This window comes from Photobacterium nomapromontoriensis (genome assembly GCF_050336815.1).
In the GTDB taxonomy this organism is placed as follows: Bacteria; Pseudomonadota; Gammaproteobacteria; order Enterobacterales; family Vibrionaceae; genus Photobacterium; species Photobacterium nomapromontoriensis.
On the sequence record NZ_JAKJSL010000044.1, the window covers coordinates 14,869 to 27,272 of the forward strand.

The window sequence follows — 12,404 nt, forward strand, 5'->3', positions numbered from 1 at the left end:
AGCCAGCATAGAGAGAGGCTATAGATGAAAATATTGAAAACGTTTTGGCGCCGATTGACCTCACCAAGTAAGGTCGCTGTAGGGCTGGTGTTGTTCATGGGGTTTATGGGCGGTTTACTGTTCTGGGGAGCATTTAACACTGGGATGGAAGCCACCAACACGGAAGAGTTTTGTTCTGGCTGCCATGCTCCTATTGTCAAAGAGATCCAGGAAACGGTGCATTACTCTAACCGTTCAGGCGTGCGGGCGATCTGTTCTGACTGTCATGTGCCACATAATTGGACCGATAAGATGGTGCGTAAAGTGCAGGCATCGAAAGAGCTTGTCGCGCACGCCATGGGGACCATTGATACTGACGAAAAATTCCAAGCGCGTCGTGGGCATTTGGCAAGCCGTGAGTGGCAGCGAATGAAGGACAATGACTCTCAGGAATGTCGGAACTGCCATGAATTTGAGTACATGGATTTTTCCGAGCAGGGCGCTCGAAGTGTGAAACAGCACTCAACGGCCCTGGCTTCTGGTGAAAAAACCTGTGTTGACTGTCATAAAGGTATTGCTCACAAACTGCCTGATATGAAAGGTGTTGAGGGTTGGCAATAAGGAAGGTAATGAATGAGCACATTTGAATCGATTTTTTGGCATGTGCTTGGCTATGCAGCCATGCCTGTGATTATCTTAAGCGGTTTCGCTGTTGTTGCTGCGGTGTCTGTTTGGCTACTGTCGATGGGTAAAGATAAGAATATCTAATCGTATTTTGCATTGTACCACTGAACACTATCAAGCCATGTCACGTGACATGGCTTTCTTATCGTGGGTTGGTAGCCCAGTAAGTACAGATGGGTATTTCATATTTGTCGCTGGGAATGGTGTTGATAGAGGCTGAATATGAGCAAACCTGACCAGACGATATCGAGAGCGGCCCATTCCAGCATATATTGGGAAAAAGATGAACTGCTGGTAAATGTATCAATAACTTGAAGTAGGGCGATACAACTGACACCTAATACACTAAATAGCAAAAAGCCCATCGTATTCATGAGATAACCCTTAAAAGCAGATAATACCAAAAGTATAAATGCAAATGATAATTGTTATCAAGCGTTAGTTGTTGAGATTTGTTTTAAGGTAGCCTGCATCACTGAGCTGTTGACGGAAAGCTTCCGCGCGTTGGCGGTTGACCCCAAAATCCGAGTAGCCCACACGGGACTCAGAACGCACCGTCAGGCTATCGCCTTCACGCTTTACCTCGAAATCATCCACGAAGCGAAAGAATGAGCTGGTGCATTCGATCCGAAAGTAGTCGGGTTGGGTACTTGCCAGTTTGGCACCCGGCAATTGTAATGCAACATTTTGTATTAATGGCCAGTTAGCAATGCCTTGCTCTGATAGCTGGAAAGGCGTAAGCAAATGCTCAGCTCTATTATCTAAGGTGGAAACACAATTAGGTTTAGTCTTACATGGCTGATTTATCAGGTAATGATCGGCGCCTTTGCTGTCAGCCTGACGATCAGGATCACTGCAACCCACTAATAAGCCAGTGATGATAATCGCAATATAATGCTGGTAGTGGGTATGAGTCATTAACATCGCCTCTTTATGCTGACGCTTAAAATTGTGAATAAGTAATAAAACCGATCCATGACACTGCGAGTAGCAACCAAGGAAGCCAAGCTTGGCGAGATTGTGATACAGGGGCTGCGGTTGACGAATCAGCGATGGGCTCACAGCGTTGGTCGGATTGTTGCTTGGTCTGTTTTTTCCGTAGCTTATCACGTTCCCGTGATTTGGCTTTCTGTTGTTTTTTATACAGATCAATACCGTGTTGGATCCCTTGCGCGATCAGTTTAGTTTGTTCTTTGGTTTGGCCTTGCTTTTGGGAGGCGCGGGCAATTTTCATCGCCTCTGTTTGGGTTTCTGGTGATGGTACCCCTGATTGCTTTTTGTTTGTCATAGAGCCTGCATTCGTTGTGATATATGTCTTTAAGATTATACCGTTGAGAGCGGTAATTGATACTAGTCGGGTGAAAGTCGCCTTACACAAAGTAGGAATATTTCAATATATGTACAGTTAGTGAGTGTTACATTAATAATCGATAGTTGGTGTAAGTTATTGAAATGACTTGGCGGCTCATTAAATGGTCCCATTATGCGCACGAGGGATTTTGATGTGATTTATGTAATAAAATTAGAAAAACATTGTTTTAAATTCTAAAAAACGTGATCTTGGCTGGATTCCGAATACCTAAAGAGTGCGTTGAACCACAGAATTTACCACAGTGGGTGGTGGTGGCAGCTCAATAGATTATCGTATTACTCAAGCACTATGGTTATCAGCTATCGAATATCATTCTAGCGATAAACGCGTAAATTGAGCGATTGAAAGCCTTCGCTATTGAAAAATTGCCCTTGAACCACCATTGCACTGTAAGTGATGAGGATTGAGGAAAGAATGTGCTATATCCGATAGAAGCTTATGACAAGCATGGCTTGTTGAAACCCTCTGCCATGTTATGGCTCTGTATGTTATTCAGCGCCAAGGCTTGGATTGTGTTTATCATGGCAGGTGCGAGTCGCCAGCATGGTGCCGAGGTTCTCGAAATATTATATCCGTTGCGAGAGAGTTTATATCTGGCAATGGTCATTGGCCTACCTGCCGTCATATTGATGTGGTTGGCCGGTCATAGACATAAAAATAATAAATTAACCAATTCAGTATGGCGGCATGGGAAATTTATTTTGCTGCTGACCTATACGATAGATTGTGTTTTGCAAATGTACCAGTTGATATTGACCCATGGGGCGTTCAGTTGGACTCGCGCCGTTAGCTTACTGCTGACGATATGGTTGGGATGCTACCTCTACCGGAGTTCGCGAGTGAGAAATACATTTGCAGATAAGCCTTAGAGAGGTAAAGACAAATGAATGAATGGGGTAAAGGTTTCGTCCTGTTTAGTGCGTTATTAAGTCCGTTGGCTATGGCTGACTGGTTGCTTGATGTAAATTTTGAACTCAAAGGTGCAACGGGCCAGACCCAATCTGTGAATACATCGTTATCTTTGCTGCCTGGTGAAGAGACTGTATTTTTTGGTACCTGCGATGATCTCAACTCAAGTATGCACCAGCTGGTGGGCAGTGCTGAATTGCTTGAGGTCTCAGCTGATGAGGTTAAGATCGCATTTAAGGTGCAAGAGCGTCAGGATGATGGCGGTTGGCGAACCTTGATTTCACCAACGTTGTCTGCCGGCCTAAATGCCCCATTATTGTTTGAAAGTGTTGATGATAGTGGTGATACACAAATGAAGCTTCAAGTTGAAGTTACATCAGTGTAATCCTTTATATCGTTTGATTTTGATTGATAAAGCGCTCCTGACGGGAGCGTTTTTTGTTGTGGTACATTTTACTGTCAGCCCGTGATAGGAAGTAGTCAGGCGTATCACCATTGCGATAAAAAGTTGTTCCCACACTCGCCCCGATACAAATGGTGAGCTCACCGATGATGAAAGGTTTGGTGGCTTGTTGGATGATCATCGCCGCTAATGCTTCGGCAGTTGATTCACTGGTGGTTTTGAGCAAGACGACAAATTCATCGCCAGCTAAGCGGGCGAAGAAGCTGTCCGTTTGAGTGAGGACTGAATTAACACGGTTACAAAATTGCTGCAGTACCTTATCCCCGGCTTGATGGCCATAAGTATCATTAACCGCTTTGAAATTATCAAGATCAATAAACAGCAAGGCTGGAAGTGATTGGTTTGGGCGCATCTGTATGACGGTGAGGTGGATCTCTTTTAACAGGGCGTAGCGATTAGCAATGCCAGTTAGGGTGTCTATTCTGGCCATATGCATGGCTTGTTGCTCGGCAAGTTTGTGTTGTTCAACTTGGTGCTTGAGCCGTCGATTCGTATGGTATAAATAGCCAGCAAGTAACGATACGATAAGTAATAGGGCGATGCCGCCTTGCTGCCAAGTGTTCAGTGGAGAGCAGAGATTGTCTTTGCGTTGACTAAATAAAAATGGCTCATCAATTTGAGTGGGTGGAATAATATTTAGCTGGGTGAGTTGATTGGCAATATGTTGCCAGCGTTGGGGGGTCATATGCCCAATATCGACGAGATCCGCCGTGCCAGAGAACATCATAATACGTTTATCTTTTAGGTCATGGATTGTCTGAATATCTTGGCCATTGAGTAGCTGATGTAAAGGGGAAGTGTTGCCATTGCCGGCAAGGATTGTGATATCAATGCCCTCATCATGATAAAACCCCTTTGCTTCTGCCACATAATAACCCGCAAATTGCGCCTGATGCAGCCAGCGAAGTTGAAGCGTCACTTCGTCCAGCGCGAAGGCAAAACGAGGGACTAAAATCAGGGGAATGAGCAAAATTAATCGAATAATCACAGTGCGCAACAATTGGCATATACAGCATGTGATTGTTAACGACTTGATTGGGGATGTAAAGGGAAAGTCAGGTTATTTGAGAGCTCTGACAACGATCAACTTTAGTTTGCTAAATCACGTTATAATCCGTGGTGATAAGATGAATATCTTAATAGACGCTATTTAGGAGAATAATATGGCAACAGTACAACCTTTGATTTTACCTGAGGCTGGTCCATTTGCATTGTATGTCGTAATGAAGCTAAAGGGGGCATCCCCACAAGTGATTAAGCAGTGCCAGCAAATTCATAACTTGGTCGCTGCGTTGAATGATCAGCAGCCGAATTCTGATTTACGAGCCAGTATCGCATTTGGTAAAGAGTTTTGGTTGTCTCTTGATAAGGGTTGCCCTGCCGGTTTTGATGAGTTTGAGCCTCTCGGACAGGGGACGATTACAGCACCTGCTACGGGTGGAGATATTCTATTACATGTGAATTCAAATCGACTTGATCTTAACTTTTTACTGTTACGCCAGTTTATCGAGCCGATTGCCGAATGGGTTGAGATTATGGATGAAACCTACGGGTTTAAGTATCTTGACTCTCGAGACATGACAGACTTCATTGATGGTACGGAAAATCCGAAAACACTGGAAGCTCGCCAAGATGTTGCCTTGATCAAAGAAGGGGATTTTGCCGCGGGCAGCTTTGTGATGGTGCAGCGTTTTACCCATAACATCCCGGCTTGGAATCGCTTGAACGTCCAAGCACAAGAGAAGGTGATTGGTCGCAGCAAACCTGATTCTGTTGAGTTGGATAATGTACCTGCTGCCTCACATGTCGGTCGTGTGGATATTAAAGAAGAGGGCAAAGGGCTGAAAATTGTTCGCCATAGCTTGCCTTATGGCACCGTGAGTGGTGATCATGGCCTACTATTTATCGCTTACTGCCATACTCAGCATAATTTTAAGGCCATGCTTGAGAGTATGTATGGTGAAACGGATGGTAAAACCGATCAGTTATTACGTTTCACCTCGGCAGTGACTGGAGCCTATTTCTTTGCGCCATCGATGGACATGCTTGAGTGTCTGTAAGGGATTTGTAGGGATTAGGGGCGAGTCTTAAGGGACGAGGAAGAGCAAAGAACGGGTCTATGGGAAAAGCGGTCCTATGGCCCTAAGGGTTGTGCAGGGTGGGGCTGAGAAAAAAGGTTTGCTTTGTATTTGCAACTTGAAGAGAACCGCAGAACCTATCTCTTGCTTTTTCTCGTCCCTAGTCCCTTTAAACTCGAAACTGACCCTGCTCTTAAGTGCTCTTCCGCTTCTACTCGCTCCTCACCCCTATATCCCACCCATAAAAAAACGCTACCATAGGGTAGCGTTTTTATCGAAGCTTAGATAAATCTTACTTCTTGATGCGTAGAACTGGCGTTTCACCGACAGTAATCGTACCAGATAGCTTGTTCAGCTCTTTAATTTCATCCATGTTAGAGATAACAACTGGAGTAAGAGTTGACTTCGCTTTCTCTTCTAGAAGAGCAAGATCGAATTCGATGATAGTATCGCCTACTTTCACTGTTTGGCCTTCTTCCGCGATGCGAGTGAAGCCTTCACCTTTCAGTTCAACAGTGTCAATACCGAAGTGAACGAATAGCTCGATGCCGTCGTCAGACTCGATAGAGAAAGCGTGGTTCGTTTCAAAGATCTTGCCAATAGTACCGTTTACTGGTGCAACCATTTTGTTGCCAGCAGGTTTGATAGCAATACCATCACCAACGATTTTTTCAGCGAAAACCACATCTGGCACATCTTCGATGTTTACGATTTCACCAGAAAGCGGTGCGATAATTTCAATTGCACCTTTTTCACTGCTGTCATCAGAAACCAGCTTCTTCAATTTGTCAAACAGACCCATATCGTTGCTCCTAAGCGTTGTTATTTTATCTGCTGCTATATTAGCAGATGGTCTTTTCTGCGATGAATTTTTCTACGTGTGCTTCGATTTCAGCAGCCGTAGGCATAGCAAGCGCTTGCTCAGCCATAGCTTTAACATCAGCAAAATTAGCGTTGCGGATAATTTTCTTAATGCGTGGAATAGAAATTCCGCTCATGCTGAACTCGTCCAGCCCCATACCAAGCAGGAGTAGGGTGGCACGTTCATCACCTGCTAACTCACCACACATCCCTGTCCACTTACCTTCTTTGTGAGAAGCATCAATAACTTGCTTGATCACAGTCAGAACTGCAGGTGATAGAGGGTTATACAGGTGAGAAATTAGCTCATTACCACGGTCAACGGCAAGAGTATACTGGGTTAAGTCGTTTGTACCAATACTAAAGAATTCAACTTCTTTCGCTAGGTGGTGCGCAATCGCTGCTGCGGCTGGTGTTTCAACCATAACACCGATCTCGATGTTTTCGTCAAATGCCAGACCTTCAGCGCGAAGCTCAATTTTATATTCCTCGATTGCCGCTTTTAATGCGCGGATTTCTTCAACAGAAATAATCATCGGGAACATGATACGGATTTTACCGTGTGCAGAGGCACGCAAGATGCCACGCAGTTGATCACGCAGGATTTCACGGCGATCCAAGCTGATACGTACTGCACGCCAGCCAAGGAATGGGTTCATCTCTTTTGGAAGATCCATGTATGGTAGATCTTTGTCGCCACCGATATCCATAGTACGGATGATCACTGACTCACCATGCATGGCTTCAGCCACTTCTTTATACGCGGTGTATTGCTCTTCTTCTGTAGGAAGTGCATCTCGATCCATGAACAGGAATTCAGTACGGTAAAGGCCAACACCTTCGCCACCGTTACGGTTGATACCGTCACAGTCTTTAACTGTGCCGATGTTACCGCAAACTTCAACCTGCTTGCCGTCAAGAGTAATTGCAGGAAGATCCTTTAGCTTAGCCAGTTCTTCTTTTTCAGCAAAATATTCATTACGGATCGCTTTGAATTTAGCCAACTCATCTTCGGTCGGGTTGATCACAATCACGTTGTTGATTGCGTCAAGAACAAGCATATCGCCGTTCTTTACCTGAGAGGTGATGTTGTTAGTACCGACGATAGCCGGTAGCTCTAGAGAACGAGCCATGATAGAGGTGTGCGATGTGCGGCCACCAATATCAGTAATAAAACCAAGAACATAGTCTAGGTTGATTTGGGCTGTTTCTGATGGTGTCAGATCGTTAGCAACCAGAATAACTTCTTCGTTAATTGCGCTAAGGTTAACAATGCTGATACCAAGGGCGTTTTTCACGAAACGGCTACCGATATCACGGATATCCGTTGCTCGCTCTTTTAGGTATTCATCATCAAGAGATTCAAGCGTCATTGCTTGCTCTTCAATGATCGAGTGAATAGCCAGTGCGGCGGTCGCTTTGTTCTCTTTAATGAAGGCTATGATTTCCTCTTCAAGCTCTTCATCTTCAAGCAACATGATGTGGCCTTCAAAGATGGCTTCCTTCTCTTCACCGAAGGTGACGCGTGCTTTTTCTTTGATTACTTCCAGTTGCTCAGAAGATTTTTTTCGAGCGTTGAAGAAACACTGAATTTCGTTATCGATTTGGTCTGCAGCAATCGGAGTTTTGTTTAGAACAATCTCTTCTTCCTGTAGAAGTAGTGCTTTACCAAAAGCAATACCTGGAGATGCCAGGATACCTGAAATCATAGCCTTACCTTAAATTGACTTAAAACTAGGGGAGTAATAGATCGATTACAACTTAGTGTAGTTCGTCCATCAGGGCAACTAGGTGGTCAACAGCTTGCTGTGCTTGTGCACCTTCAGCAGAGATAGTAACTACTGTGCCTTTTACAAGACCTAGCGTCTGAAGCTTAAATAGGCTCTTAGCGCTAGCACTTTTGCCGTTTGAGGTCACTGTGATATCAGCTTCGAAAGCTTTTGCTTCTTTAACGAACTGAGCGGCTGGACGTGTATGTAGGCCGTTTTCTGCAGTGATTTCAACTTGCTTCTGATACATTTTTCACCCCGATATATATTATTAATTTAATTGTAACGTAACTGAGAGTAAGCTTACCTTGTTCCGGCTTAGCTCGCTAATCGAGTAATAAACTACCTAACAGTTCGGTGCTTGAGATTAATCTAAGTCAATTTTTTTGTGACTTTTCTCTCTTTTCTTCTTCAAAGTGGTCATGTTGTGACCTTTTATTTTGAAGCTGGAAATAAAACACAACGGATTTATATTAAAGCTAGAGCTAAAATGCAACAAAAAGCCCCCAGAGGGGGCGTTTTTAGGTAATAATCGTGTGCTCAATCTTTAAAAGTGTGATCACTGTTGGGTTTCTTTTTCAGTGAAGATACCAGCAAACAGTGCCGTTGATAGATAACGCTCACCAGAGCTAGGTAACACGACCACAATATTCTTGCCTGCATATTCAGGTCGCTCTGCGATACGGTTGGCGGCAATCACGGCGGCACCGGATGAAATTCCCGCTAAGATCCCTTCTTCTTCCATTAAGCGGCGTGACATTTTAATCGCATCGTCTGAGCTGACTTGCTGTACTTCGTCAATCAGGTCAAGATCCAAGTTACCAGGGATGAAACCAGCGCCAATACCTTGAATTTTATGAGGTGCCGGCTTTATCTCTTCCCCGTTGAGTGCTTGGGTGATCACTGGCGACTCACTTGGCTCGACGGCGACAGTGGTAATGGCTTTGCCTTTGGTCTGCTTTATAAAGCGACTAACTCCTGTTAGCGTACCGCCAGTACCGACACCAGAAACGAAGACATCAATCTCACCGTCAGTGGCATCCCAGATCTCAGGTCCAGTGGTTTTTTCATGGATTTCAGGGTTCGCAGGATTATTGAACTGCTGCAGCAGTAAGAACTTATCTGGGGCGGCGGCAACAATTTCCTCTGCTTTTTCAATCGCCCCTTTCATGCCTTTAGGTGCTTCTGTCAATACTAGATTAGCACCGAGAGCTTTTAGCAGTTTACGGCGCTCAAGGCTCATGCTTTCAGGCATGGTGAGAGTGAGCTTATAACCACGAGCGGCAGCAACAAAGGCAAGGGCAATACCGGTATTGCCACTGGTTGGCTCAACCAGTTCTATACCTTCTTTTAGAATGCCTTTTTTCTCTGCATCCCAAATCATGTTTGCGCCAATACGGCATTTAACGCTGAAACTTGGGTTACGAGCTTCAATTTTTGCTAACACGTTACCTTTGCTTACCCGGTTTAGGCGAACCAGCGGAGTGTTACCAATAGTCAGGGAGTTATCTTCGTAAATCTTGCTCATGGTTGTCGTTCCTTCGTAACACGTTTAAAAATAAATGACACACTAAGCATAACCCCTATGTATGCATTGAAAAGGAATTTGTGGTTATATCTTATTGTTATAGAAGAGGGGCATCATTTAATACTGTTTATACTGTTCACGGAAATTATCGACCCACATTGCAGTGGCGCCACAGACAGCAACGGGCATCACGAACAAGTTAACAATAGGGGTCATGGTGCATAGCATCACGAGGCTGCCAAAACTGAGTGACTTGCCACGCTTGACCTTTAACGCATCACGCATGGTTGGGAATGGGACTTTATGGTTGTCAAAAGGATAATCAGCATATTGTATGCTCATCATCCAAGCGCTGAACAAAAACCAGAGAACAGGACCGATGGTTTGACCAATTGCCGGGATCCATAGCAAGATAAACAGACCAAGTGCTTTAGGCAGGTAATATTTTAGCTTTATCCACTCGCGGTGCATGATCCGAGGGAGGTCTTTCATAATAGCAGCAATACCAGCGTCTGGGGCTTTTTTCCCGGTGATTTTTGCCTCGAGATGCTCAGCTAGCAATCCATTGAACGGCGCGGCAATCCAATTGGCGATAGTACTGAATAAGTAGGAAAACGTCACAAGTGTCGCAATTGCCAGTAATGGCCACAGTAGGTAAGACAGCCACTCCATCCACTGTGGTAAACTTGCCATCCAGCCATCAATCCACTCCCCAAGTTGACTCAGCACAAAACCGAATGCAGAGCCAAATAACACAATATTAATTAACAAGGGGAATAGCACAAACCGGCGGGTACCGGGTTGCATCGCTAGTGATATGCCACGGAAAAAGTATCCGGCGCCACTAAGCGGGGTCTGTCGCGATGGAGTGCGTTGACTTGAATGTTGCATAAAAGCTCCTGAGCAAAAATCTGAAATCTATTTACATTTGGCAATACCATGACTATCACTGATAGTAACGGTGTTAGGTTGCTAGAAGCAAATTGAGAGAGTAAGCCGGCATTCTTGATAGGGAATGAATTGATTATGGAATAGCCGTTTTTGTGCTCGATAGCATTATCTTGCACGAATTACCATATTCGCCTTCTCATTATCATTTGAGTTTTGATACATTAGAGAGAGTTGAAACTTCATGAATGGTATGATGGCCTGACATGAAATAAAAAGTACAAGCATTGCTCCTTCTCTTTGACACAAGCCATACCCATCTATGGTAGAAAAAGAGGCATAAGGATGTGTAGTGATAGTGGTAGTGCCTGAAGGAATGCCCAGACAGGCGGTGCCAGATATGTTGATTCACCCGTGATGGGTAACAAGTAAATTCAGAGTATTCGTATGCAGGAATTGCGTCTGGTTCTTATTATTGTCGGTACACTCGCGATTGCAGCACTTTTGCTGCATGGTCTATGGAGCAACCGGAAGGAAAACCCCGCTAAATTTGGCGAAAAGCCAATTGGTAAATTGGATGAATCTAGTCGTGATTCGGCTGGATTTGATCGGGATGGTGTTGGCAGTGTCCGCGTGGTGAGTGAGCCGGTGAGCACACCACCCAATGATGCTGTCCGTCCTGAAAGAAAAGAGCCAGCGCTGCACTTCGGTAGCAAATTAGAGGCCGATCCGCTGTTAGAACCGCAGCAGATTACCGAGCCTGTGCGTGATGAACAACCAGTAATGACAGCTCAAGAGGTTGCATCGCCGGTTGCTGTGCGACAGTCGTTCCCAGCACCTGATGTGTCAGCGGCAACGGCTAACGCCAATAGTGCTGCTGTGCCCGCTCAACCAGCAGCTCCGACGCTAGAATCTTCTGTTAGTGCTGAACTGGAATCGACGTTAACGATTGAAGATATCGAGCGTGATCAGCATTTAGCTTCTGATACGATGCATGTTGCCCAGCCTTATGAACAAGCACAACCTGCAGCCAGAGTAGAATCTGCGATTTCTCATCAGTTGCTTAAGCAAGAGATGGCGGCTCCTGAAGTGACTACATCAGAGACAGTGGCTGAACAAATGGTGACAGAAACCATTTCTTCAGATGACATCGCTGCAAAGACCGATGTAACGGCTGCGATGAGTGAGCCAATGCAACAACCCGTGAAAGCAACCTTACCGCCAGACTATATTGTACTGAATGTGCATGGACGAAAAGGCGAGCTTTTACGTGGCAGTCGGTTGTTTAATGCTTTCGAGCAACAGAACCTGATCTTTGGTGAAAACGCGGTTTACCACCGTCATACTGATATGGCTGGAACCGGGCCAGTGGTCTTTACGGTGACGAACATGGTTCACCCTGCACATTTTCCGGAAGGGGGCAGTGACAGTTTTGAAACGCCGGGCGTGGCATTCTATCTGATGTTGCCTTGTGAGAGCGGTAGTGCTGATCAGGCCTTTAAGTTGATGTTACAGACGGTACAACGGATTGCTGATAGTTTGGGTGCTGATGTGCTCGATCATGAACGATCATTGATCACTCCGCGTCGAATCGGTGAATACCGAGAGAAAGCACTACGCTATACTACCGCCTAGGTCTGCCGGAGTAACCGGTGAATATTGGCCCTTGATATATGATTGGCCCTTTATACAAATAGGTATAAGGGGCCTTGTTTTTATATAACTAGATGGTAACTGATTATTTCTTATGGCGTTACGTTAAATGACTTAGCGGTGGGTTGATGAGTGTAGAGAGGGTCACTTTAGCCAGTACGGTTTCCAGCAGATTATAAGCCCTACTTGCTAAGTTGAACCATGCCTGCCTAGTAACTCA

At 45.0% G+C, this 12,404-nt stretch carries 15 protein-coding genes; 6 read left to right on the forward strand and 9 right to left on the reverse strand.

What is annotated here, in order from left to right; translation table 11 throughout:
* Positions 1-24: 24 nt before the first annotated feature.
* Together L4D12_RS18570 and L4D12_RS18575 are read left to right on the forward strand one after the other, a co-directional pair.
* The gene (locus L4D12_RS18570; RefSeq protein ID WP_428449326.1) at positions 25-600 is read left to right on the forward strand and encodes a NapC/NirT family cytochrome c; all 576 of its coding nucleotides are present in this window, start codon (positions 25-27) and stop codon (positions 598-600) included.
* 12 nt (positions 601-612) lie between these two features.
* The gene (locus tag L4D12_RS18575; protein ID WP_428449327.1) at positions 613-747 is read left to right on the forward strand and encodes a TIGR02808 family protein; all 135 of its coding nucleotides are present in this window, start codon (positions 613-615) and stop codon (positions 745-747) included.
* A gap of 98 nt (positions 748-845) precedes the next feature.
* On the opposite strand, the gene L4D12_RS18580 is transcribed toward L4D12_RS18575, so the two are convergent.
* The 3 genes from L4D12_RS18580 to L4D12_RS18590 form a co-directional block, all read right to left on the reverse strand.
* Positions 846-1,037 (reverse strand): hypothetical protein, encoded by a 192-nt coding sequence (locus L4D12_RS18580; RefSeq protein ID WP_428449328.1) that lies wholly within the window; start codon positions 1,035-1,037, stop codon positions 846-848.
* A gap of 64 nt (positions 1,038-1,101) precedes the next feature.
* Positions 1,102-1,581 (reverse strand): DUF1499 domain-containing protein, encoded by a 480-nt coding sequence (locus L4D12_RS18585; RefSeq protein WP_428449329.1) that lies wholly within the window; start codon positions 1,579-1,581, stop codon positions 1,102-1,104.
* Between the two features lie 25 nt (positions 1,582-1,606).
* Entirely contained in the window at positions 1,607-1,951 is a 345-nt protein-coding gene (locus tag L4D12_RS18590; protein WP_428449330.1) for a DUF2956 domain-containing protein, read from the reverse strand.
* A gap of 500 nt (positions 1,952-2,451) precedes the next feature.
* On the opposite strand from L4D12_RS18590, the gene L4D12_RS18595 reads away from it, so the two are divergent.
* Both L4D12_RS18595 and L4D12_RS18600 read left to right on the forward strand, forming a co-directional pair.
* Positions 2,452-2,904: a DUF2919 domain-containing protein gene (locus L4D12_RS18595; RefSeq protein ID WP_428449331.1), complete on the forward strand. Its 453-nt coding sequence runs from the start codon at positions 2,452-2,454 to the stop codon at positions 2,902-2,904.
* Positions 2,905-2,918: 14 nt separating this feature from the next.
* Positions 2,919-3,329: a hypothetical protein gene (locus L4D12_RS18600; protein WP_428449332.1), complete on the forward strand. Its 411-nt coding sequence runs from the start codon at positions 2,919-2,921 to the stop codon at positions 3,327-3,329.
* A gap of 4 nt (positions 3,330-3,333) precedes the next feature.
* On the opposite strand, the gene L4D12_RS18605 is transcribed toward L4D12_RS18600, so the two are convergent.
* Positions 3,334-4,395, reverse strand: coding sequence for an ABC transporter substrate-binding protein (locus tag L4D12_RS18605; protein ID WP_428449333.1), 1,062 nt, complete (start codon positions 4,393-4,395; stop codon positions 3,334-3,336).
* Positions 4,396-4,570: 175 nt separating this feature from the next.
* On the opposite strand from L4D12_RS18605, the gene L4D12_RS18610 reads away from it, so the two are divergent.
* Complete coding sequence (locus L4D12_RS18610; RefSeq protein ID WP_428449334.1) at positions 4,571-5,467, forward strand: Dyp-type peroxidase; 897 nt, start codon at positions 4,571-4,573, stop codon at positions 5,465-5,467.
* Between the two features lie 310 nt (positions 5,468-5,777).
* Here L4D12_RS18610 and crr read toward each other — a convergent pair whose 3' ends face one another.
* The 5 genes from crr to cysZ form a co-directional block, all read right to left on the reverse strand.
* Positions 5,778-6,287 carry a PTS glucose transporter subunit IIA gene (crr, locus tag L4D12_RS18615; protein WP_428449335.1) on the reverse strand — a complete coding sequence of 170 codons (510 nt, stop codon included), beginning with the start codon at positions 6,285-6,287 and terminating at the stop codon, positions 5,778-5,780.
* Between the two features lie 40 nt (positions 6,288-6,327).
* Entirely contained in the window at positions 6,328-8,055 is a 1,728-nt protein-coding gene (gene ptsI, locus L4D12_RS18620; protein ID WP_428449336.1) for a phosphoenolpyruvate-protein phosphotransferase PtsI, read from the reverse strand.
* Between the two features lie 52 nt (positions 8,056-8,107).
* Complete coding sequence (ptsH, locus tag L4D12_RS18625) at positions 8,108-8,365, reverse strand: phosphocarrier protein Hpr (RefSeq protein ID WP_428449337.1); 258 nt, start codon at positions 8,363-8,365, stop codon at positions 8,108-8,110.
* A 309-nt stretch (positions 8,366-8,674) separates the two neighbouring features.
* Positions 8,675-9,643 carry a cysteine synthase A gene (cysK, locus tag L4D12_RS18630; protein WP_428449338.1) on the reverse strand — a complete coding sequence of 323 codons (969 nt, stop codon included), beginning with the start codon at positions 9,641-9,643 and terminating at the stop codon, positions 8,675-8,677.
* Between the two features lie 117 nt (positions 9,644-9,760).
* The gene (gene cysZ, locus L4D12_RS18635; RefSeq protein ID WP_428449339.1) at positions 9,761-10,534 is read right to left on the reverse strand and encodes a sulfate transporter CysZ; all 774 of its coding nucleotides are present in this window, start codon (positions 10,532-10,534) and stop codon (positions 9,761-9,763) included.
* 444 nt (positions 10,535-10,978) lie between these two features.
* On the opposite strand from cysZ, the gene zipA reads away from it, so the two are divergent.
* Entirely contained in the window at positions 10,979-12,166 is a 1,188-nt protein-coding gene (gene zipA / locus L4D12_RS18640) for a cell division protein ZipA (protein ID WP_428449340.1), read from the forward strand.
* Positions 12,167-12,404: the final 238 nt, after the last annotated feature.